The sequence below is a fragment of the Streptomyces sp. NBC_00122 genome (assembly GCF_045160845.1).
GTDB lineage: Bacteria > Actinomycetota > Actinomycetes > Streptomycetales > Streptomycetaceae > Streptomyces.
Genome location: NZ_CP108191.1, coordinates 1,132,501 through 1,154,404, shown reverse-complemented (window position 1 = coordinate 1,154,404; position 21,904 = coordinate 1,132,501). Strand labels below are relative to the sequence as shown.

Genomic DNA, 21,904 nt, shown 5'->3' with positions numbered 1-21,904 from the left:
CCCCGGCCGTTCCTCCCGTTCCTCAGGCGGTGCCCTTGCCGAGGCAGGCGAAGGGGTAACCCGCCGCCTCCGAGGCGGCCGCGTCCCCGTCGCCCCGCCGGATCGCCTCGATCAGCCGGGCGTGGTCCAGAGGGGCGGAGGGGTGCAGCTCGGTCCCGACGTCCGCGCGCAGCCAGTCCGCCACGAGATCGCCGAGGTCGGCGTACAGCTCGACCAGCACGTCGTTGTGCGAGGCCGTGACCACCGCCATGTGCAGGCTCACGTCCGCCGCCACGAACAGCTCCGCGTCCCCGCTCGCCCAGGCCTCCTCGCGCCGCGCGAGCAGCGCGTCCAGCTGTACGAGGTCCCGCTCGGTGCGCCGCTCCGCCGCCAGCCGGGCCGCCGAGGACTCCAGGGTCGAGCGCAGCTCCGCGATGTGCCGCGGCTCGGCCCCGGCGAAACGGCGGTGCATCACCCCGGCCAGCTCGCTGGTGGCGATGACGTACGTACCCGAGCCCTGCCGGATGTCGAGCAGGCCGTTGTGCGCGAGCGCACGCACGGCTTCGCGCACCGTGTTGCGGGCGACGCCGAGCAGCTCCACCAGCTCCGGCTCGGTGGGGATGCGGGCGCCGACCGGCCACTCGCCGGAGGTGATCTGGTTCCGCAACTGGGTGATCACCTGGTCGACGAGCGCGGAGCGCCGTGGCGAGGTCAGCGGCATGTGTTCCTCTTCGTTCCACTGAGGGCGACTGGACAACCAATCATCCCATGATTCTATGATGGTTGAATGCCCGACGAAGAACTCCAGACCATGAACCGCCCGCCGGTCGTGCGCACCGCCCCCGACCGGCCTCTTCCCGCCCCCGTCCACGTCGCCCCCACGTGGCTCGGTCCGGTGCTCATCGTCGGAATCGTGCTGGCCGCCCTCAACCTGCGGCCCGCCATCACCAGCCTCGGCGCCCTCTTCGAGGAGACCCGCACGGGCCTCGGCATGAGCGGCACCGTCGCCGGACTCATCACCTCCGTCCCCGCCCTCTGCTTCGCCGTCTTCGGCGTCACCGCGCCCCGGCTGTCCCGCCGCTTCGGCCCGGCCGCCGTCGTCTGCGCCGGCATGGCCGCCGTCGCCGCGGGCCTGCTGATCCGCCCCTTCGCGGACAACGCGGCCGCCTTCCTCGCCGCCAGCGCGCTGTCCCTGGCCGGCATAGCCGTGACCAACGTCCTGCTCCCGGTGATCGTCAAGCGCTACTTCCCGGACCGGGTCGGCACGATGACCGGCCTGTACTCCATGGCGCTGGCCGCCGGCACCTCGCTCGCCGCCGCCGCGACCGTCCCGCTGACCGGCGCCCTCGGCGGCAGCTGGCGCACCGGCCTGATGATCTGGGCCGTGCTCGCACTGGCCGCCGTACTGCCCTGGCTGCCCATCGCCCGCGCCTCGCGGCGCGCCGCACGGGCCGAGGCCGCGGCCGTCGGCTCCGGGGAGGGGACCGCCGTACGGGCCGACACCGGTCCCCGGGTCGTCCGCAGCCGCACCGCCTGGGCCCTGGCCTGCTACTTCGGCCTCCAGGCCACCGGCGCGTACGTCACCATGGGCTGGCTCCCGCAGATCTTCCGCGACGCCGGCGTCTCCGCCTCCGCCGCCGGCGTACTGCTCGCCCTCACCATGGTCATGGGCGTCCCGCTCGCCTTCGTCATCCCCGGCCTGGCCGGCCGGATGCGGAACCAGGGCCCCATCGCCGTCACCCTCGGCCTCTTCGGCCTCGCCGGGTACCTAGGGCTCTACTTCGCCCCGGCCGCGGGCGCGTGGGCCTGGGCGCTCCTGCTCGGCGTCTCCAACTGCGCCTTCCCCCTCGTCATCACGATGATCGGACTGCGCGCCAAGTCCCCGGCCGGCGTCGTCAAGCTCTCCGCCTTCGCCCAGAGCACCGGCTACCTCATCTCCATCCCCGGGCCCCTGGTCATCGGCACCCTCTACCAGCACAGCGGCGGCTGGGACCTGCCCCTCGCCCTCATGGCCGGACTGCTCGTCCCGCAGATCGCGCTCGGGATCCTGGCCGGACGGGACCGCACGATCGAGGACGAATGCGGCATGCGAGACTGAGCGGCATGTCGCCCGTACTTGACCCGAACCCGCAGCACGGCCGCAGGAAGCTCGGCCTCGTGCTCGGCGCGATGCTCGTCGTGACCGTGATCATCTCCGTCATCGCGTCGATCGCCTCCCCCTGACCGGGAGGCTGGTGGGGTTATCCCCACCAACCCCTAGGGGGCCAGGGTCAGGGTGAACTGGGGTGCGCCCCGGATGGGAACCGCTCCTTCGGATCCATAGATTCGAAGGAGCGAGCCAGTCCCCGTCAGCACCCCGGAGGCGGCCATGTCGGCCCCCACGCACACCCGCTCCCTCCCGTCCGGCCCTCGAGCCGCCGCCCGGGCCGCCGCCGGCACCCGGCACGGCGCCGACGCCCGCCTGCACTGGTGGGCCCTGGCCCTGCCCGCGCTCGCCTTCGGCCTCCTGCTGCTCCTCCTCGCCGGATCCGGCGAGGCCCACGCCGCCACCGGCGAGGCCACCGGGCTGATCCACGTCACCCAGCAGCTCCTGCGCGCCGTCGGCTGAACCACGTACGCCCGGGGTGCGCCGGGGTCTGCCCCACCACCGTGTGAGGGCCTTCAACACCCTGCGCCCCGTGGCCCGTTTCATGCGAAGCTGGGAGCCATGAGCGCCGACACAACCCGCAGGATCGCCCTCCTCCGGCACGCCAAGGCCGACTGGCCTGAGGTGTCCGACCACGACCGCCCGCTGGCGGAACGGGGCCGCAAGGACGCACCGGCCGTCGGTCTGAAGCTCGCCGAAACCGGCATCGCCTTCGACCTGGCCCTCTGCTCCACCGCAGCCCGCACCCGCGAGACCTGGAAGCTCGCCGTCCAGGAGATGCCGCACCGGCCGAAGACCTCGTACGAGGAGAGGCTCTACGACGCCTCGCTGGGCGAGCTCATCGCCCTGCTGAACGAGACCTCCGACGAGGTCACCGACCTCCTCGTCATCGGCCACAACCCCGGCATGCACGCCCTCGCCGACGCCCTCTCCGGGCGCGCGCAGGACGACACGCTGGCGCGGATGACCCGGACCGGATTCCCGACCGCGGCCCTCGCCGTCGTCTCCTTCACCGGCTCGTGGAAGTCCCTGGAGCACGGCGTGGGCACACTGGTCGACTTCTGGACGCCCAAGGACCACTGACCGGGCCCGAGGACCCCTGACGTGGAAGCGCCCCGGCGGCCGGTGCGGCTGCCGGGGCCCTCCCGTGTCTGCGTACGGAGCGGATCAGGCCAGGTCGGCGGCTTCGATCTCCTCGCGGGTGATCCCGAGCAGGTAGAGCACCGCGTCGAGGAAGGGCACGTTCACCGCGGTGTGCGCGGCCTCGCGGACCACCGGCTTGGCGTTGAAGGCCACGCCCAGCCCGGCCGCGTTCAGCATGTCCAGGTCGTTGGCGCCGTCGCCGATGGCCACCGTCTGCGACAGCGGTACGTCGGCCTCCGCGGCGAAGCGGCGCAGCAGCCGGGCCTTGCCCGCCCGGTCCACGATCTCGCCGGTCACCCGGCCCGTCAGCTTCCCGTCGACGATCTCCAGCGTGTTGGCGGAGGCGAAGTCGAGCCCCAGCCGCTCCCGCAGATCGTCCGTCACCTGGGTGAAACCGCCGGACACCACGCCCACCTGGTAGCCGAGCCGCTTCAGCGTACGGATCAGGGTCCGGGCGCCCGGGGTCAGCTGCACCTCGGCGCGGACCTTGTCGACGACGGAGGCGTCCAGTCCGGCCAGCAGCGCCACGCGGGCGTGCAGCGACTGCTCGAAGTCCAGCTCACCGCGCATCGCGCGCTCGGTGACCTCGGCGACCTCCGCCTCGCACCCGGCGTGCGCGGCGAAGAGCTCGATGACCTCGTCCTGGATCAGGGTCGAGTCCACGTCCATCACGACCAGGCGCTGGGCCCGGCGGTGCAGCCCGGCCGAGACGACGGCCACGTCCACGCCGATCTGCGCGGCGGCGGTGGCAAGCGCGGTGCGCAGGGGCTCGGTCTCGGTGCCGGAGACGGCGAACTCCACCGCCGTCACCGGGTACTTGGCGAGGCGGAAGATGCGGTCGATGTTGCCGCCGGTCGCGGTGATCCTGGCCGCTATGGCCGCCGCGGACTCGGCGGTGAGCGGGTGCCCGAGCACGGTGACGTGGGACCGGCCGCTGCCGCGCGGCCGGTTGTCGCCGGTACCGGAAAGGATCTCGGCCTGCAGCTTGAGCGACTCGGCCCAGCTGTGGACGGTGGCCCGCAGCTCGCCCTCGGCGCCGCCGGCGGGCTTGGTGACGAGGGCGCACAGGACGATGCGGCCCCGGGTGACGACCTGCTCGATGTCGACGACGTCGACGGAGTAGGCGGCGAGGGTGTCGAACAGCCCGGCGGTGATCCCGGGACGGTCCTTGCCGAAGATCTTGACGAGGAGGGTGGGGACGTCGGAGGTCTGCGAAGCGCTCATGGTGCCCTCACCGTATCTTCCCCGCCCCCAGGACAGGACCCCCGTCCCACGTCGTGAACGCGCCGCGCTCTTCCGCGCTCTTCCGGGCTCTTCCTCGGCGGGCCGCTGCGCCGGACTCCGTCCGTCGGAGCCGGGGCGGTCACCGCGGCCCCGGAGGCCCCGGAGGCTTCGGCGGCGGCGGTGCTCCCGGCGGGGGAGGCGGGGTGAAGGGCGGCCGCCGGGCCGGCTTCGGCGGCTTCGGCGGCCGCGGCGGGATGCCGGTGACCGTCACGTCCCAGGAGACATCCGGATCCGGGTACGGCTGCACCCGGCCCGGCGCCGGCCCCCGGCCGTACGCGGCCGTCGGCGCGCCGGGGTCGGGCCACGCCGGGACGCCGGCTGCGGCCGCGCCGGAGCCCGGCCCCGCCTCCGGCAGGCGGCTCCGGCGGCGCCGGGTCAGCAGGGCGCCCGCCGCGCCCGCCGCCGCGCCCCAGGCCGCGCCCAGCGCCAGGGCGAGCGGGACCGACCCCCGCAGCTCCACCCCGGCGTCCACCGCGTCCACCCCCAGTACCGCCAGCGATGCATCCGCCGAGAACCCGGTCAGCCACACCAGCCCCGCCAGAGCCACCCCGGTCACGGCCGACAGCCGCGCCGCGCACCCCGCGATCCCGCGCCCCGGAGTCCGTACGGCGGCCAGCACCCCCGCGCAGAGCAGCAGCAGCGCCGCCCCCGCGACCAGCAGCCAGACCCGCCCGTCGTACTCCGCCAGGCGCGCCACCGTCACCGGCTCCCGCGCGGAGCCCGTCAGCAGCTCGTCCAGCGGATCCGGCAGCACCCGGGCCGACGCCCCCGAGGCCCGGCCGCTCAGTGGGACGAAGAGCCCGAGAAGGACCCCCGCCCAGCTCCCGTTCGGCGCGCCCAGCAGCGCCGCCCCCAGCACCCGTCCGGGGTGCTCGTCGCCCAGCGCCGCCCACACCGCCGCAGCCAGTCCGGCCGCCACCGCCACCAGCAGCATCGTCACCACCGCCGAGACGGCCGGCCGCAGCCGCGCGAGCGGGGCGGGCCCGCGCCGCGAGATCAGCAGGGCCAGTGCCGGTACCGCCACCGCCCACACCCCCGCGCCCAGCAGCGTCGGCCCCGGCTCCACCGAGAACCCCACCCGGGCCCGTGGCCCGATCAGGTCCCCGACGCGGTCCGGGAGCAGCCCGCCGATGTCCCCGATCCCGGGGATCTCCACTTTCGCCGGGGTCCTCGGCAGCACGGCCCCGTCGAGGGTGACGACATCGTGCCCGACCCAGGCCAGCGCGCCCGCCACGGTGACGAGCAGCGCCGCGACCACCACCACCCGGGCGGCCGTCTCGGCGGCGGCCCCGACCCGTACCGACCGCAGGAACAGCCGCGCCAGGACGAGGGCCCCGGCCAGCCCCACACCCAACGGCACGACGTCCAGTGAGGCCTCGGCGCCCGCCCCCGCCACCCCGAGGACCGGCAGATCGCAGGAAGGGGTCACGGTGCCGCCCACGGCCAGGACGACCACGGCCGCGGTCATCGCTCCGAGCGAGCCTCCCGTACCGTCGGCGCCCAGCAGGTGGAGCCCGAGCGCCGCGACCACCATCATCACCACCAGCGACCAGCCCACGGCGGCGACGGCGGACAGCAGGACGTCTCCCCGACGGATGCGGCGCATGAGCGGTCCCCCGATGCGAGCCGAGCGGAGCGGTCCGGGTGGGACGCCCGGTCGAGAAGCTCGGTCGAGAAGTCCCGTATCTCACTCTCCGGGTGACTTTCGCCCTCGTCAACGGGCAGTCGTAGACGCCCTGGCAAGGCCCGGATTCCCACATGTGGCCGTGGGCCTGAAATAGTTCCCCCGGATGTTCGCCATCCCTAGACTCCCTGACGTCATGGGGGATTCTCGGGGGACTTAAGTGGGGCTGGAGTGCCGGAACTCGTACTGGAATTGAATGGAAGGACCTGGACGCTCGATCCGTCCAGGTCGTACTCGCTGGGGCGCGACCCCCAGGGAGACGTGGTGATCGATGACGCCCGGGTGTCCTGGCGTCACGCCACCATCAGCTGGAACGGCCGTGGTTGGGGAATCGAGGACCACGGCAGCACCAACGGCACCTACGTGCACGGGGCCCGGGTGCAGCAGGCCGAACTCGTGCCCGGCACGCCGGTCCACCTGGGCAACGCCACCGACGGCCCGCGGCTGAATCCTGTCGGTGCCGCGGCGCCCCAGCCGGCCGTGGCCCAGCAGGCCCAGCAGGCCCAGGCGTACGCCCAGCCGCAGGCGCCCGCGTACCAGGCGCCGCAGCAGCAGCCTCAGCAGCAGCCTCAGCAGCAGGCCTGGGAACAGCAGCAGCACGCGCAGCAGGCGCAGCAGGCGCCGCACTTCCCGCACCAGCAGGGCGGCGGCCCCGCCGCGGCCCGCCCGGCGCAGGGTGCCGCGCACCAAGGGGGCGACCGCAGCCCGACGACGTTCCACCAGCTGTCGCTGGGTCACGTCATGCGGATCGGCCGTGCGCTGGAGAACGAACTGGTGGTCTCCGACCTCCAGGTCTCGCGCCACCACGCCGAGTTCCGCTCGATGCCCGGCGGCCGGTTCGAGATCCACGACCTCGGCAGCCACAACGGCACCTACGTCAACGGCCAGCCGCTGGCCAAGTCCGGTACCGCGCTGCTCGGTCCGAACGACATCGTCGGCGTCGGCCACTCGACGTTCCGGATCGTCGGCGACCGCCTCGAGGAGTTCGTCGACACCGGCGAGGTCTCCTTCTCGGCCCGCCACCTCACGGTCACGGTCGACGGCGGCAAGCAGATCCTCAAGGACGTCACCTTCGGCGTGCCGGAGAAGTCGCTCATCGGCGTCATCGGCCCGTCCGGTTCCGGAAAGTCGACGCTGCTCAAGGCGCTGACCGGCTACCGGCCCGCCAACGAGGGCGACGTCCTCTACGACAACCGCAACCTGTACAAGCAGTTCGCGGAGCTCCGCCAGCGCATCGGCCTGGTCCCGCAGGACGACATCCTGCACAAGGAGCTGAGGGTCAGCACGGCCCTCAAGTACGCGGCCAAGCTCCGCTTCCCCGGCGACACCGCCGCGTCCGAGCGCGAAGCCCGCATCGACGAGGTCCTGCGCGAGCTCAAGCTCGACATCCACAAGGACAAGAAGATCACCGCGCTCTCCGGTGGTCAGCGCAAGCGCGTGTCCGTGGCCCTGGAGCTGCTCACCAAGCCCTCGCTGATCTTCCTGGACGAGCCGACTTCCGGCCTCGACCCGGGCATGGACCGCGACGTCATGCAGCTGCTGCGCGGCCTCGCCGACGACGGCCGCACGGTCCTCGTCGTCACCCACTCCGTCGCCGAGCTGTCGCTCTGCGACAAGCTGCTGGTCATGGCTCCGGGCGGCTCGGTCGCGTACTTCGGCCCGCCGGACGAGGCGCTGAACTTCTTCGGCTACACCACGTGGGCGGACGTCTTCTCGGCGTTCGAGAACTACCGCGACTACGACTGGGCCGGCCGCTGGAAGGGCTCGCAGCACTACCAGCTGTACGCCGCCGACCTCGACGCGGTCGCGCCGCAGGCCGTCGCGATGCCGCCGCAGCAGATGATGCCGCCGAAGGCACAGGGCTGGGGCGACCAGCTGTGGACCCTGATCCGCCGCTACGTCTCGGTGATCGCGTCCGACAAGGGCTTCATGGCCCTGATGCTGATCCTGCCCGCGGTCCTCGGCGTGGTCTCGACGGTCATCCCGGCGACCTTCGGCCTCGCGCCGCCGAAGCCGCCGTCCCGGTTCAACGGCGACGCCGGCACGATCATGCTGATCCTCTGTGTCGGCATGTGCTTCTCGGGCGCCGCGAACTCGGTCCGTGAGCTGATCAAGGAACGGGTCATCTACGAGCGCGAGCGCGCCACCGGTCTGTCCCGGTCGGCGTACCTCATGTCGAAGGTGATCGTCCTCGGCTTCATCACGGCCGTCCAGGGCGTGGTCATCTGCGCCATCGGCTTCACCCCGCGCGACCTGCCCACCGAGGGCCTGCTCATGCCCCCGGCCGTCGAGCTCTGCCTCTCGGTCACCGCGCTCGGCTTCACTTCGATGATGTTCGGCCTGGTGATCTCCTCGCTGGTGAAGACCGCCGAGAAGACGATGCCGCTGCTGGTCATGTTCGCGATCATCCAGGTCGTCTTCACCGGCATCCTCTTCCAGGTGTACGACTCCCCGGGCCTGGAGCAGTTCGCCTGGCTGATGCCGTCCCGCTGGGCCGTCGCCGCCGCCGGCACCACGCTGAACCTCGGCGTGCTCATGCCGCCGTGGGACCAGCAGAACCCGACCAACACCGACCCGCTGTGGGAGCACACGGTCGGCCAGTGGAGCGTGGACATCATCATCCTGCTGCTCCTCGGCATCGCCTGCGGCTTCGCGGTGCAGCGCCTGCTGCGCCGTCACGAGCCGGAGGTCATGCGCGCCGGCAAGTAGTCCGCGTACGCGCGAAACGCCTCAGGGCGGCACCCGGTGTTCCGGGGGCCGCCCTGAGGCGCTGGGGGGCTTTGATGCCGTCGGCGTCCTAGTAGGCGCTGTTGACGTTGTCCATCGAGCCGTAGCGGTCGGCCGCGTAGTTGCAGGCGGCGACGATGTTGGCGACCGGGTCGTACTGGTCGAACTTGGTGCCCTTGACGTGGTACGTCTTGAAGGTCGGGTAGATGACCTGGAGCAGACCCTTGCTGGGGATGCCGTTCTGGGCGTTGATGTCCCAGTTGTTGATCGCCATCGGGTTGCCGCTGGACTCGCGCATGATGTTCTTGTGGATTCCGGCGTAGGTGCCCGGAATGCCCTCCTTCTTCATGATGAAGAGGGCTTCCTTGATCCAGCCGTCCAGGTTGTTCGCGAAGACGGGGGTGCGGGCGGCGGAGCGGCTCGCGGTCGCCTTCTGCGCGCGGTCCTTCTTCGCGGCGGCCTCGGCCTTGGCCTTGGCGGCGGCCTTGGCCTTGGCGTCGGCGTCGGCCTTGGCCTTGGCCTTGGCGGCGACGGCCTTGGCGTTCGCGTCGGCGATGACGTGCTGCGTGGAGAGGTGGCCGTACAGCGCCTTCGTCTGCGCGCCGTTCACGGCCTGGGACCAGGCGACGGGGGCGGCGGAGATGGTCTCGGCCTCCGCGGCACCGGCCGGGACGAGGGAGAAGGCGACGGCGGCGGCGCTCAGCGTGGCGGCACCGGCGATGGACAGCTTGTGTGCCTTCGTCAGACGACTGTGACCGGGGGTGCGGGAAGCAGACATGGCGGGGCAACCTCTTCGAATAGCGGGAGTCGCAGGAAGGCGCTTTGTGGATCCGGGGATCCGCGGTGCTGTGCGACGGGAGCAATTCTTAGCGGCGGCAAAATCCTGTGGCAAAGGTGTGACGTACGATCCCGCTTAGTGGATCAGGGGCGGGCGCCGAGGCCCGATTTCCGGCCCCGGCGCTACGCCCGTCCGCCCTGACGGGACCTGCACTTTTCCACTAGGGAGCTTCGTAAGTGATGTGGGTCCTATGCCGGGGCTCACATCGCCCTTACGTCGTTCTCACCACGCGTTGCTCCAGCAATGCATTCAGTGACGGCTGTCATCCCTGAGGAGGAGGTGGACGTCCCCGAACTCGTGCCAGAGGCAGAGACGGGCCACCGCCTCCGCGTACCCGAGCTGTACGGCCGCACGCCCCGCGACCGCCTCCAGCATCAGCAGATGGGACGCCTCCGGCTCGTGCAGCCCGGTCAGCAGCCCCTCCACCACCCGCACCCCGCGCTCCGGCGTCACCACCAGGTCCGTCCAGCCGGCGGCCGGGCGCACCACCCCCCGCGGGTCCGCGGCGGACTCCAGGGCCCGTACCGCCGTGGTCCCCACCGCGATCACCCGCCCGCCCGTCGCCCGGGCGGCGTTCACCAGCCACGCCGTGGCCGCCGGCACCTCGTACCGCTCCGGGTACGGCGGCTCGTGAGCCTCCTGCGAGGCCACGCCCGTGTGCAGGGTCAGCGGCGCGAACTGCACCCCCCGGCTCACCAGCCGCGCCACCAGCTCCGCGGTGAAGGGCCGGCCGGCGCTCGGCATCTCCGCCGACCCCGCCCCGTCGGCCTGCGGCACGGCGAACACCGTCTGGTACGCCGACAGCGGCTGGTCCCGTTCCGTGTAGGCGTACCGGATCGGCCGCCCGTACGCCCGCAGCAGGCCGGGAACGTCGTCCGTCGAGGGCCGCGCCCACCACAGCCGGTCCGCCCCCGCCGCGAGGGGCTCCTCCAGTACGAGGCGGTGCCCGCCCGGCAGCTGCGCCACCGACCCGGCCGGGCCCCCGGCGCGCGGCCCGGTCGTGCCCCCGCCGGCCGGGGTCCGCAGCTCCACGGACCACCGTCCTCCCCCGGACTCCGTCCGGGGGTACCCCCGGTCGCCCCGGGTCGAGAAGTGCACCACCACCGCCTCGCCGCCCAGCCGGGCGTCCACGGCGGCCGCGAGCGTGGCCGAGGTGTTGACCACCAGCACGTCCCCGGCGCGCAGCAGCTCCGGCAGTTCCCGGAAGGCGTGCAGCGACACCTCCGTACTGCCCCGTGAGACCAGCAGCCGCACCGCGTCCCGGCCCAGACCCGGCCCGCGCTGCTCGGCCGGCACCCGGGCCAGAAGGTCCGGCGGAATGTCCCTTATATAGGGACTCGTCCTTGTGCGGGGACTCGTCCCTCGTGGTGCCGGGCGCCCGCTCGTGGCTCTGCTCACGGCCCCACTCGCCGCTCCGCTCACCGCCCCGCCCCCGCCGCCAGCCCCTCGGCCGTGTACCGCCCGCTCGGCAGCCCGTCCGCCACCAGCCGCAGCAGCACCGGCGCCACCTCCTCGGGCGCCGGCAGCCCCGCCAGGTCCTCCCCGGGCTCGGCCGCCGCCATCATCCGCGTCCGCATCGAACCCGGGTCCGCCCACCACACCCGCAGCCCCGGCTCCTCCACCGCCAGCACCGCCGACAGCAGGTCCCCGGCCGCCTTGGTGGCCCCGTACGCACCCCACGTGGCGTACGGAACCACCGCGGCGTCCGAGCTGATGTTCAGCACCGCCCCGGCCGCCGAGGCCCGCAGCAGCGCCAGCCCCTCCTGGAGGAGCCCCAGCGGCCCGACCACATTCACCTCGAAGGCCTCGCGCAGCCCGTCCAGCGGATGGACCGCCAGCGGCACCAGCGGCTCCGCCCCCAGCACCCCCGCGTTGTTCACCAGCAGGTCCAGCCCGCCCAGCTCCCGCGCCGACGCCAGCAGCGCCGCCCGGTGCTCCCCCGAGGACACGTCCCCCGCCACCGCCACGACCCTCCCCGCCCTCCCGCCCGTCTCCCCTCCCGCCCGCTCCAGCCCGGCCGCCGCCTCCTCCAGCGCCGCCGCGCCCCGCCCACTCAGCACCAGGTCCCAGCCCCGTGCCGCCAGCTCCCCGGCCAGCGCCCGGCCCAGTCCCCTCGACGCCCCCGTCACGATCGCCACCGACATGACCGCACCCCTCGCCTTCCGTCCCGATCAGCAGATGCCCCCAACGTAGGAAGCCCGCACCCGCCGCCGCGTCGGTCGCGGGCCCCACCCGCACACGTCCCTTGGACCTACGTCCACCGCCCGATCCCGCAGGTCACGCCCGCCGGTACGGTGAGGCCATGACCGGTAGTCCCGTGTACGGCGGCCCCCGCAGCGGCCTGGCCGCCGTCAGCACCGCGCTGCTCGCCATGAGCCGCCGCCTGGAGGTCCGCGACGTCCTGCGCACGATCGTCGTCTCCGCCCGCGAGCTCCTGGACGCCGAGTACGCGGCCCTGGGCGTCCCGGACGACCACGGCGGCTTCGCCCAGTTCGTCGTGGACGGCATCAGCGCCGAGCAGTGGCGCCGCATCGGCCCGCTGCCGCGCCAGCACGGCATCCTCGCCGCGATGCTCCACAAGGACGGCCCCGAGCGGCTGGCCGACGTACGCAAGGACCCGCGCTTCGAGGGCTGGCCCGCGGCCCACCCCGAGATGTCCGACTTCCTGGGCCTGCCCGTCCGGGACGGCGAGGAGATCCTCGGCGCCCTGTTCCTCGCCAACAAGAAGAGCGCCCCGGGCGGCAGGCACGGCTTCACCGACGAGGACGAGGAGCTCCTCTCCCTCCTCGCCCAGCACGCCGCGATCGCCCTCACCAACGCCCGGCTCTACGAGCGCAGCCGCGAGCTCACCATCGCCGAAGAACGCTCCCGGCTCGCCCACGAGCTGCACGACGCCGTCAGCCAGAAGCTCTTCTCGCTGCGCCTCACCGCCCAGGCCGCCGCCGCCCTCGTGGACCGGGATCCGGACCGGGCCAAGGACGAGCTCCAGCAGGTCGCCGTACTGGCCGCGGAGGCCGCCGACGAGCTGCGCGCCGCCGTGACCGAGCTGCGCCCGGCCGCCCTGGACGAGGACGGCCTGATCGCGACCCTGCGCACCCAGGTCCACGTACTCGACCGCGCCCACACCGCGCACGTCACCTTCACCTGTGACGGCGTACGGGCCCTCCCCGCGACCCAGGAGGAGGCGCTCCTGCGGGTCGCCCAGGAGGCGCTCCACAACGCCCTGCGCCACTCGGGGGCGGACCGGGTCGAGGTCACACTGGCGAAGGGCCCCGCCGGGGGAGCGGTCCTCAAGGTCGTCGACTCGGGCAAGGGCTTCGACCCCCAGGCCGTCCGCAGCGCCGGCCGCCACCTGGGCCTGGTCTCCATGCGGGACCGCGCGAGCGGTGTCGGGGGCCGGCTCACCGTGCACTCGGAGCCCGGCAAGGGCACCACGATCGAGATGGAGGTCCCCGGTGGCTGACACCCCCAGCCGGATCCGAGTGGTGCTGGTCGACGACCACCAGGTGGTCCGCCGGGGCCTGCGCACCTTCCTGGAGGTCCAGGACGACATCGAGGTGGTCGGAGAGGCCTCCGACGGCGAGGAGGGCGTCGCCCGCGCCGAGGAGCTGCGGCCCGACGTGATCCTCATGGACGTCAAGATGCCGGGCACCGACGGCATCGAGGCGCTGCGCAGGCTCCGCGAGCTGGCGAACCCGGCCCGGGTGCTGATCGTCACCAGCTTCACGGAGCAGCGGACCGTGATCCCCGCCCTGCGGGCCGGCGCCGCGGGATACGTCTACAAGGACATCGATCCCGACGCCCTGGCCGGAGCCATCCGCTCCGTCCACGCCGGCCACGTCCTCCTCCAGCCCGAGGTGGCGGTGACCCTGCTCTCCCAGGAGGAGCAGAGCCCTTCGGCCGGCCGGCCGGGCTCACTGACCGATCGGGAGCGCGAGGTGCTGGGCCTCATCGCGGACGGCCGCTCCAACCGCGAGATCGCCCGCGCGCTCGTCCTCTCCGAGAAGACGGTCAAGACCCACGTCTCGAACATCCTGATGAAGCTGGACCTGTCCGACCGGACGCAGGCCGCGTTGTGGGCGGTCAGGCACGGGCTCGCCGAGTGAACGGGGTGAACCGGACCGTCTCATTCCGGACTGAGATTCATACGGTCGGGTGTATGTAGCCCACATGGCGTATCCGGACCGCCGGGTGACCGTTCTCCATGGCGTGTCGCGACGGCTGGTCGCGGCAGACGTACTGGAGGACGAGAACGTGAAGAACTTCAAGAAGGCCGCAGCCGTCACCATGATCGCGGGCGGCCTCCTCGCCGCCGGCGCCGGTGTCTCCTCGGCGCACGGCGGTGCGTCCGCGGAGGGCGAGGCCCTGAACTCGCCCGGCGTGGCCTCCGGGAACCTGATCCAGGCCCCGGTGCACGTCCCCGTGAACGTGGTGGGCAACACGGTCACCGTGATCGGCCTGCTCAACCCGGCCTTCGGCAACACGGGTGTGAACGCCTGACCCCCGCCTGACCGCGGCCCCGCTTCCACCTTCTCCCCGGGAAGCGGGGCCGCCGCCGTCCCCGCGCGGCGACGACAGGCCCTGTGACGACAGGCCCTAGCGGCCCCGCTCACGCTCCTCGACGGCCGCGTTGTACGCCGCGACGAGGGCCCGCCGGGTCACCCGCTCCACCGGCCGCAAGGCCTCGGCCCGCGCCGCCATCTCCGAGGCGGCCACCGCACCCCCGTGCCCGTTCTCGTACGCCAGCGAAACCATCAGGTCCACGCGCTGCGCCAGCGCCAGCACCCGCACCGCCCGCGGCGGATAGCCCGGGGCCAGGACCTCCCGTCCCGCCTCCGCCCGCGCCCGGTACGCCGACAGCGCCGCGTCCGCCACCGGCCCCGACGCCGCCACGTCCAGCCGCGTCAGCACCACGGTCGCCTCGCGCAGCGCCTCCGCGAGCTCCCGCTCCGCCTCGCCCAGCGACGGCACGTCCGCCGGCGGGGCCTCCCGTACCGGCAGGCAGTGCCAGGTCACCGACACGTGCACGTCCCCCTCGGGCCCGGCCTCGGACACCTCCGGCACGAGCCCCAGCGCCGCACCCACCGCGACGACCGCCTCCTCGGCTTCCAATGCCCGCGCGTTGAACTCCGGCGGCCCGCTCAGTCCCAGCGGATGCCCCGGCGCAGGCAGCGCGACCCGCAGCCCGGTCGCCCCCAGCGCCCGCATCCGCCCCAGCGCCAGCGTGAGACCCACCGGACCCGATTCCCCGGGCAGCCCCGCCACCCGGTGCACGGCGTCCCCGCCCACGATCGACGACACGGCCTCGTCGGGCGAGACCAGACCGGCCAGCAACGCGTTCCCCCAGGCGGCCAACCGCCCTGAACGTGGTTCGAAAAGCATCCCTCAACTCTACGGACCCGCCGCATGGCCCGGCCCCGGCCCCGGACCCGTCCGTGAGTGGCGTAGGTTTTCCCCTGGGGCTGCGCCTGCCGGCGCACAGAGAACCGTGACTGCAAGGGGTGACAACACGCTCATGAGCGATGTTCTGGAGCTGGTGGACGTATCCGTGGTCCGCGAGGGCCGGGCTCTGGTGGACCAGGTCTCCTGGTCGGTGAAGGAGGGGGAGCGCTGGGTGATCCTCGGCCCCAACGGTGCCGGCAAGACCACGCTGCTGAACCTCGCCTCCAGCTACCTCTTCCCGACCAAGGGCGCCGCCACCATCCTCGGCAGCACCCTCGGCAAGGTGGACGTCTTCGAGCTGCGCCCCCGCATCGGCATCGCCGGTATCGCGATGGCCGACAAGCTGCCCAAGCGGCAGACCGTCCTGCAGACCGTCCTCACCGCCGCCTACGGCATGACGGCGACCTGGCAGGAGGAGTACGAGGAGGTCGACGAGCAGCGCGCCCGCGCCTTCCTCGACCGCCTCGGCATGACCGAGTACCTCGACCGGAAGTTCGGCACCCTCTCCGAGGGCGAGCGCAAGCGCACGCTGATCGCCCGCGCCCTGATGACCGACCCCGAGCTGCTGCTCCTCGACGAGCCCGCCGCGGGCCTGGACCTGGGCGGCCGCGAGGACCTCGTACGGCGCCTCGGCCGCCTCGCCCGCGACCCGCTCGCGCCCTCCATGGTCATGGTCACGCACCACGTCGAGGAGATCGCCCCCGGCTTCACCCACGTCCTGATGATCCGTCAGGGCAAGGTGGTCACCGCGGGCCCGATCGACCTCGAACTGACCTCCCGCAACCTGTCGCTCTGCTTCGGCCTCCCGCTGGTCGTCGAGCGCAACGGGAACGACCGCTGGACCGCGCAGGGTCTGCCCCTCGGCCAGTAACGAGCCCCCGCACCCTGTCCCGACCGCGCCCACCGGACCTACCATGACCATGTGGACGACATCGACGCATGGGTGTGGTGGCTCATAGGGGCGGTCGGACTGGGCATCCCCCTCGTCCTGACGGCGATGCCGGAGTTCGGCATGTTCGCCGTCGGAGCGGTGGCGGCCGCCGTCACGGCGGCCGTCGGCGGGGGAGTGGTGGCCCAGGTCCTGGTCTTCGTGACCGTGTCGGTCGCGCTGATCGCCGTCATCCGGCCGATCGCCAACCGGCACCGCGACCAGCGGCCCCAACACCGCAGCGGCATCGACGCGTTGAAGGGCCGCAGCGCCGTCGTCCTCGAACGCGTCGACGGCACCGACGGCCGCATCAAGCTCGCCGGCGAGATCTGGTCCGCGCGCACCCTCGACGCGGACAGCAGTTTCGAGCCCGGCCAGTCCGTGGACGTCGTGGAGATCGACGGGGCGACCGCCGTCGTCATGTGACAAGCAGCCTGCTCGCAGCCCGCGGGTCTGCGAGACTCCGTTCAACGGGGCAGCACAGACAGCCGGAAGGGCACGGGGAACCGCATGTCAGAGATCATCATCGTCCTGATCATTCTGGTGGCTTTGGTCTTCATCGCACTGGTCAAGACGATCCAGGTGATCCCACAGGCCAGCGCCGCCATCGTCGAGCGCTTCGGCCGCTACACGCGCACGCTCAACGCGGGCCTCAACATCGTCGTCCCGTTCATCGACTCCATCCGCAACCGCATCGACCTGCGCGAACAGGTCGTGCCGTTCCCGCCGCAGCCGGTCATCACCCAGGACAACCTGGTCGTCAACATCGACACGGTCATCTACTACCAGGTGACCGACGCCCGCGCCGCGACGTACGAAGTCGCCAGCTACATCCAGGCCATCGAGCAGCTCACCGTCACCACGCTGCGCAACATCATCGGCGGCATGGACCTGGAGCGGACCCTGACCTCCCGCGAGGAGATCAACGCGGCCCTGCGCGGCGTCCTCGACGAGGCCACCGGCAAGTGGGGCATCCGCGTCAACCGCGTCGAGCTCAAGGCCATCGAGCCGCCGACCTCCATCCAGGACTCGATGGAGAAGCAGATGCGCGCCGACCGCGACAAGCGCGCCTCGATCCTCCAGGCCGAAGGCGTCCGCCAGTCCGAGATCCTGCGCGCCGAGGGCGAGAAGCAGTCCTCCATCCTCCGCGCCGAAGGTGAGGCCAAGGCGGCCGCCCTGCGCGCCGAGGGCGAGGCCCAGGCCATCCGTACGGTCTTCGAGTCCATCCACGCGGGAGACGCCGACCAGAAGCTCCTCGCCTACCAGTACCTCCAGATGCTCCCGAAGATCGCCGAAGGCGACGCCAACAAGCTCTGGATCGTGCCGAGCGAGATCGGCGACGCCCTCAAGGGCCTCTCCGGAGCCATGGGCAACTTCGGCCCCATGGGCGGCGGTTCGGGCTTCAACCCGCAGAACTCCGGCAAGGACGGCGGCGGCATCCCCGCAGCCCGCGACAAGGACGCCGCGGACCGCCGCGAACAGCCCCCCATCGACTGACCCGCCACCCCCTCCTGCATGATCGGAGTGGCCCCTCGACCTTCATGGCGGGGAGGCGACTCACTCATGCAAAGGGGATGGCACAGTCCATGTCCATCTGGGAATCACTCGCGGTCTTCGCCGCCGGCATCGGCGCGGGCACCATCAACACCATCGTCGGCTCCGGCACCCTGATCACCTTCCCGGTGCTGCTCGCCACCGGCCTGCCGCCGGTCACCGCCAACGTGTCCAACACCCTCGGCCTGGTGCCCGGTTCGATCAGCGGCGCCATCGGCTACCGCAAGGAGCTCCAGGGCCAGCGCGCCCGCATCGTGCGGCTCGGCGCCGTGTCCCTCGTCGGCGGACTCGCGGGCGCCGTCCTGCTCCTCACCCTGCCGTCCGATTCCTTCGACACGATCGTGCCCGTCCTCATCGGACTCGCCCTCGTGCTCGTCGTCCTCCAGCCCCGGCTCGCCGCCGCCCTGCGCCGGCGCCAGGAGGCCGCGGGAGGCGACACCGGCCACCCCGACGGCGGACCCGTGCTGTTGTCCGGGATGCTGCTGGCCAGCGCGTACGGAGGCTACTTCGGGGCCGCCCAGGGCGTGCTCTACCTCGGCCTGATGGGCCTGTTGCTCCGCGAGGACATGCAACGGATCAACGCCGTGAAGAACGTCATCGCCGCCCTGGTGAACGGCATCGCGGCCGTCGTCTTCCTCTTCGTCGCAGAATTCGACTGGACGGCCGTCGCCCTCATCGCCGTCGGCTCCACGATAGGCGGCCAGATCGGCGCCAAGGTCGGCCGACGCCTCCCGCCGACCGCCCTGCGCGCGGTCATCGTCACGGTCGGCGTCATCGCCATCGTCCAGCTGCTGGTCCGCTGAACGACGTAGCAGAGTTACGTCGCCCAACGTCCCCGGCTACGCGGTAGCCGGGGACAGCCGGGGCACACGCCTAGGCGGAGCGCTCCAGCCACTCCGGCAGCGCATCCTGCCCGGCCACCCCGAGGGCGAGCAGCATGGCGTCCGCAGGAGACGGCACGAAGGGCTTCCGGAGGAGCGGCATCCCCGCCTCCTCCGGAGTCCGGGCCGCTTTGCGGTGGTTGTCCTCGGCGCAGGAGGCCACCGTGTTCAGCCAGGTGTCCCCGCCCCCCTGGGCCCTGGGCAGCACGTGGTCCACGGTCGTCGCGCGCTTCCCGCAGTAGGCGCACCGGTGTTGGTCCCGGACCAACACCCCCCTCCGCGACCAGGGAGCATGTCTTCGGAAGGGCACCCGGACATACCTGCAGAGCCTGATCACCCGCGGCATCGGAAGCTCCATGGTGGCCGCGCGCACGCGCAACTCGGGATGCGACTGTTCGACCACGGCCTTGTCCTGGAGCACCAGGACCACAGCCCGGTTCAGCGTCACCGTCGACAGCGGCTCGAAGCTCGCATTCAGTACCAGCGTGTCCCGCATCTCGCCCACCTCCCGTGTGCAGGCCCGCGACCACCCTTGCGGTAGGGCCCGCGACCACTCTGGCCGCGCGCGCCACGCGGGACAACGCAATAAAAATGCCCGGTCCTGGCCGCCTTTAGACCAGGACCGGGCAAACACCGGGAGAAAAGATCAGCGCGCGGGGGCTTCGTACTCGCCGATCAGCTGGGCCCGCCCGAGCGTGTGGAACCGCAGGTTGAAGCCGACCGCGGCGGGGGAGACGTCCTCGCCGGGGCCGAGCTTCTCCTGATCGACCGCGTACACGGTGAAGACGTACCGGTGGCGCTCCCCGGCCGGCGGCGCCGCCCCGCCGAAGTCCTTGGTGCCGTAGTCGTTCCGCACGTGCACGGCCCCGGCGGGCAGCCCCTCGAACTTCCCGCTGCCCGCCCCGGCCGGCAGCTCGGTGACCGAGGCCGGCAGATCGAAGAGCACCCAGTGCCAGAACCCGCTGCCCGTGGGCGCGTCCGGGTCGAAGCACGTCACGGCGAAGCTCTTCGTCCCCTTCGGGAACCCCTCCCACCGCAGCTGCGGCGAGACGTCCCCGCCCGACTTGACCTGGGCGTCGCCCAGATCCGCACCGGGCGCCAGATCCGTACTGGTCACGGTGAACTCGTGCACCTCGGGGTGGAAGTCGTGCGGAAGAGGAGCCCTGCTCTGCTCGGTCACTGCTGACCCTCCTGCTCGGAATCGGATACGCGTACCGGTCCGAGCCTAGGAGCCTAGAACCAGTTGCGCTGGGAACCGACGGACGCGATCCACTGGTTCAGGTACGCCGCCCAGTCGGTGCCCTGGTACGACTGCAGGCCCACCTGGAAGCAGCGGTAGGTGTCGCTGCCCTCGCTGAAGAGCCCCGGCTTCTTGTCCATCTCCAGGACGACGTCCATCTCCCGGCCGTCCGAGACGAAGGTCAGCTCGACCTGGTTCAGCCCGCGGTACTGCGACGGCGGCAGGAACTCGATCTCCTGGTAGAAGGGCAGCGTCTGCCGCGTCCCGCGGATGTGCCCGCGCTCCATGTCCGCACTGCGGAACGAGAAGCCCAGCTGCCGGAACGCGTCGAGGATCGCCTGCTGCGCCGGCACCGGGTGCACGTTGATCGGGTCGAGGTCACCCGCGTCGATCGCCCGCGCGATCTCCAGCTCGGTGCTGACCCCGATGTTCATCCCGCGCAGGTGCTGACCCCCGAAGTGGGTGATCGGCGTCTCCCAGGGGATCTCCAGCCCGAAGGGCACCACGTGCACCGCGCCGGCCTGCACCTTGAAGGCACCGCCGAGGCGCTGCTTGGTGAAGACGACGTCCTGCTTGTACTCCTGGTCACCGCCCTCCACCTCCACCCGCGCCTGCAGCCCGACGGACAGCCCCTCGATCTGCTGCTCCACGGAACCGCCCTGGATCCGGACCTCGCCCTGGACGATCCCGCCCGGCACGACGTTCGGCTCGGTGATGATCGTGTCCACCGAAGCACCACCGGCACCCAGGCTCGCGAACAGCTTCTTGAACCCCATGCTCAAACTCCCCTTGAACGATCTGGCGACTACGCCGCTACTACCGCTTGCGAAAACACGCTCTCAGACGCGGAACCTTAGGCCCCGGTTGCAGGTGCACGCGTTCCACTACGCTCGACCGGATGAGCGCGCGCCCCGACCGTACGCCCCTGCCCCGGACCTTCTTCGACCGCCCGGTCCTCACCGTGGCCCCGGAGCTCCTCGGCCGCACCCTGGTCCGCCGTACCCCGGACGGCCCCATCGAACTGCGCATCACGGAGGTGGAGGCGTACGAAGGGGAGTCCGACCCGGGCTCCCACGCCTACCGCGGCCGTACGGCACGCAACGCATCGATGTTCGGACCGCCCGGACACGCCTACGTCTACTTCATCTACGGCATGTGGTTCAGCCTCAACCTGGTGTGCGGCCCGCCCGGCCACGCCAGCGGGATCCTGGTGCGCGCGGGCGAGGTCACGGTGGGCGCCGACCTGGCCGCCAAACGCCGAGTTTCCGCCAGATACCCGAGAGAACTGGCCAAGGGTCCGGCCCGCCTGGCCGCCGCCCTGGACGTGGACCGCTCCCTCGACGGCACCGACCTCTGCGGGGGCCCCGATTCCCCCCTCTCCCTTCTTACGGGCACCCCCACCTCGCCCGACCAGGTCAGCAGCGGCCCACGCACGGGAGTGGGCGGCGCCGGCGCCACTCACCCCTACCGGTTCTGGATCACCCACGACCCGACGGTGAGCCCCTACCGCGCCCACGCGCCACGCCGCCGCTCAACTTGACTCGGCCCTACCGGACGCCTAACGTAGTCCGAGCCGCTTGAACGGGTCACTGCTATCAGCAGCCTCCCGGAGCGGCCAACCCACTCACTGCGATCTACCCCTGGCGGGGTTCTATTCGGCATGCCCGAATTCCCCGCCGGTGGCTCGATTATGAGCCGCAAGGGATAAGCGCTAATGTGGTGGAGCGCCGAAAGGCAAAGACCTCCAACGGTCACTGAATTCAAATCCAAGCCGGAAACGGCGGGGAAATGATCTGGTAGAGTTGGAAACGCAAGAACACAGAACGAAAGCCCGGAGGAAAGCCCGAGAGGGTGAGTACAAAGGAAGCGTCCGTTCCTTGAGAACTCAACAGCGTGCCAAAAATCAACGCCAGAAGTTGATACCCCGTCCACTTCGGTGGATGAGGTTCCTTTGAAAAAGCCCTGTAAGGCTCCGGTTTCGGAGTGCTTGCAGGCAACAACACAGCGAGGACGTTGTGGCGCGTCGGTCATATTCCGACATGACGTGCCCGCTCTAAG

The 21,904-nt window shown here is 71.8% G+C and carries 23 protein-coding genes; 13 read left to right on the top strand and 10 right to left on the bottom strand.

What is annotated here, in order from left to right; translation table 11 throughout:
* Positions 1-22 precede the first annotated feature (22 nt).
* Positions 23-700, bottom strand: a complete 678-nt coding sequence (locus tag OG737_RS05475) for a FadR/GntR family transcriptional regulator (protein ID WP_405680111.1) — start codon at positions 698-700, stop codon at positions 23-25.
* 66 nt (positions 701-766) lie between these two features.
* On the opposite strand from OG737_RS05475, the gene OG737_RS05470 reads away from it, so the two are divergent.
* From OG737_RS05470 to OG737_RS05455, 4 genes are all read left to right on the top strand, one after another.
* Positions 767-2,077 carry a CynX/NimT family MFS transporter gene (locus OG737_RS05470; protein ID WP_405921240.1) on the top strand — a complete coding sequence of 437 codons (1,311 nt, stop codon included), beginning with the start codon at positions 767-769 and terminating at the stop codon, positions 2,075-2,077.
* A 5-nt stretch (positions 2,078-2,082) separates the two neighbouring features.
* The gene (locus tag OG737_RS05465) at positions 2,083-2,202 is read left to right on the top strand and encodes an SGM_5486 family transporter-associated protein (protein WP_328924991.1); all 120 of its coding nucleotides are present in this window, start codon (positions 2,083-2,085) and stop codon (positions 2,200-2,202) included.
* A gap of 145 nt (positions 2,203-2,347) precedes the next feature.
* Positions 2,348-2,587, top strand: coding sequence for a hypothetical protein (locus OG737_RS05460; protein WP_328924990.1), 240 nt, complete (start codon positions 2,348-2,350; stop codon positions 2,585-2,587).
* A gap of 99 nt (positions 2,588-2,686) precedes the next feature.
* The gene (locus OG737_RS05455) at positions 2,687-3,208 is read left to right on the top strand and encodes a histidine phosphatase family protein (RefSeq protein WP_328924989.1); all 522 of its coding nucleotides are present in this window, start codon (positions 2,687-2,689) and stop codon (positions 3,206-3,208) included.
* A gap of 84 nt (positions 3,209-3,292) precedes the next feature.
* Here the strand turns inward: OG737_RS05455 and serB are convergent, their stop codons facing one another.
* Both serB and OG737_RS05445 read right to left on the bottom strand, forming a co-directional pair.
* Positions 3,293-4,492, bottom strand: a complete 1,200-nt coding sequence (serB, locus tag OG737_RS05450; protein ID WP_328924988.1) for a phosphoserine phosphatase SerB — start codon at positions 4,490-4,492, stop codon at positions 3,293-3,295.
* A 139-nt stretch (positions 4,493-4,631) separates the two neighbouring features.
* The gene (locus OG737_RS05445; RefSeq protein WP_405921239.1) at positions 4,632-6,158 is read right to left on the bottom strand and encodes a streptophobe family protein; all 1,527 of its coding nucleotides are present in this window, start codon (positions 6,156-6,158) and stop codon (positions 4,632-4,634) included.
* Positions 6,159-6,407: 249 nt separating this feature from the next.
* On the opposite strand from OG737_RS05445, the gene OG737_RS05440 reads away from it, so the two are divergent.
* Positions 6,408-8,945 (top strand): FHA domain-containing protein, encoded by a 2,538-nt coding sequence (locus tag OG737_RS05440; RefSeq protein WP_405921238.1) that lies wholly within the window; start codon positions 6,408-6,410, stop codon positions 8,943-8,945.
* A gap of 88 nt (positions 8,946-9,033) precedes the next feature.
* Here OG737_RS05440 and OG737_RS05435 read toward each other — a convergent pair whose 3' ends face one another.
* The 3 genes from OG737_RS05435 to OG737_RS05425 form a co-directional block, all read right to left on the bottom strand.
* Complete coding sequence (locus OG737_RS05435) at positions 9,034-9,741, bottom strand: transglycosylase SLT domain-containing protein (protein WP_328924985.1); 708 nt, start codon at positions 9,739-9,741, stop codon at positions 9,034-9,036.
* A gap of 309 nt (positions 9,742-10,050) precedes the next feature.
* On the bottom strand, positions 10,051-11,121 hold the full coding sequence (locus tag OG737_RS05430) for an S-adenosylmethionine:tRNA ribosyltransferase-isomerase (protein WP_328930222.1): 1,071 nt from the start codon (positions 11,119-11,121) through the stop codon (positions 10,051-10,053).
* Positions 11,122-11,219: 98 nt separating this feature from the next.
* Entirely contained in the window at positions 11,220-11,945 is a 726-nt protein-coding gene (locus OG737_RS05425) for an SDR family NAD(P)-dependent oxidoreductase (RefSeq protein ID WP_328924984.1), read from the bottom strand.
* 173 nt (positions 11,946-12,118) lie between these two features.
* On the opposite strand from OG737_RS05425, the gene OG737_RS05420 reads away from it, so the two are divergent.
* The 3 genes from OG737_RS05420 to OG737_RS05410 all read left to right on the top strand — a co-directional run bounded on the left by OG737_RS05420 (position 12,119) and on the right by OG737_RS05410 (position 14,301).
* Positions 12,119-13,264, top strand: a complete 1,146-nt coding sequence (locus tag OG737_RS05420; RefSeq protein WP_328930221.1) for a GAF domain-containing sensor histidine kinase — start codon at positions 12,119-12,121, stop codon at positions 13,262-13,264.
* Positions 13,257-13,907, top strand: coding sequence for a response regulator transcription factor (locus tag OG737_RS05415; protein ID WP_328924983.1), 651 nt, complete (start codon positions 13,257-13,259; stop codon positions 13,905-13,907). Before OG737_RS05420 ends, OG737_RS05415 begins: the two co-directional genes overlap by 8 nt.
* A 148-nt stretch (positions 13,908-14,055) precedes the next feature.
* Positions 14,056-14,301, top strand: coding sequence for a chaplin (locus OG737_RS05410; RefSeq protein WP_328930220.1), 246 nt, complete (start codon positions 14,056-14,058; stop codon positions 14,299-14,301).
* A 96-nt stretch (positions 14,302-14,397) separates the two neighbouring features.
* Here OG737_RS05410 and OG737_RS05405 read toward each other — a convergent pair whose 3' ends face one another.
* On the bottom strand, positions 14,398-15,183 hold the full coding sequence (locus tag OG737_RS05405) for a hypothetical protein (RefSeq protein ID WP_328924982.1): 786 nt from the start codon (positions 15,181-15,183) through the stop codon (positions 14,398-14,400).
* 133 nt (positions 15,184-15,316) lie between these two features.
* On the opposite strand from OG737_RS05405, the gene OG737_RS05400 reads away from it, so the two are divergent.
* The 4 genes from OG737_RS05400 to OG737_RS05385 all read left to right on the top strand — a co-directional run bounded on the left by OG737_RS05400 (position 15,317) and on the right by OG737_RS05385 (position 18,528).
* The gene (locus OG737_RS05400; protein ID WP_328924981.1) at positions 15,317-16,114 is read left to right on the top strand and encodes an ABC transporter ATP-binding protein; all 798 of its coding nucleotides are present in this window, start codon (positions 15,317-15,319) and stop codon (positions 16,112-16,114) included.
* A gap of 51 nt (positions 16,115-16,165) precedes the next feature.
* A complete protein-coding gene (locus OG737_RS05395) occupies positions 16,166-16,597 on the top strand; it encodes an NfeD family protein (RefSeq protein WP_328924980.1) in 432 nt (143 codons plus the stop codon).
* A gap of 84 nt (positions 16,598-16,681) precedes the next feature.
* Entirely contained in the window at positions 16,682-17,668 is a 987-nt protein-coding gene (locus OG737_RS05390; protein WP_405680127.1) for an SPFH domain-containing protein, read from the top strand.
* Positions 17,669-17,757: 89 nt separating this feature from the next.
* Entirely contained in the window at positions 17,758-18,528 is a 771-nt protein-coding gene (locus tag OG737_RS05385) for a sulfite exporter TauE/SafE family protein (protein WP_328924978.1), read from the top strand.
* Between the two features lie 70 nt (positions 18,529-18,598).
* On the opposite strand, the gene OG737_RS05380 is transcribed toward OG737_RS05385, so the two are convergent.
* The 3 genes from OG737_RS05380 to OG737_RS05370 all read right to left on the bottom strand — a co-directional run bounded on the left by OG737_RS05380 (position 18,599) and on the right by OG737_RS05370 (position 20,622).
* Positions 18,599-19,102, bottom strand: coding sequence for an HNH endonuclease (locus OG737_RS05380; RefSeq protein ID WP_328924977.1), 504 nt, complete (start codon positions 19,100-19,102; stop codon positions 18,599-18,601).
* A 150-nt stretch (positions 19,103-19,252) separates the two neighbouring features.
* Positions 19,253-19,786: a YbhB/YbcL family Raf kinase inhibitor-like protein gene (locus OG737_RS05375; RefSeq protein WP_328924976.1), complete on the bottom strand. Its 534-nt coding sequence runs from the start codon at positions 19,784-19,786 to the stop codon at positions 19,253-19,255.
* 53 nt (positions 19,787-19,839) lie between these two features.
* A complete protein-coding gene (locus OG737_RS05370; protein ID WP_328924975.1) occupies positions 19,840-20,622 on the bottom strand; it encodes a sporulation protein in 783 nt (260 codons plus the stop codon).
* A 122-nt stretch (positions 20,623-20,744) separates the two neighbouring features.
* Between OG737_RS05370 and OG737_RS05365 the strand changes: the two genes are divergently transcribed.
* Positions 20,745-21,386, top strand: coding sequence for a DNA-3-methyladenine glycosylase (locus tag OG737_RS05365; protein ID WP_328924974.1), 642 nt, complete (start codon positions 20,745-20,747; stop codon positions 21,384-21,386).
* Positions 21,387-21,904 lie beyond the last annotated feature (518 nt).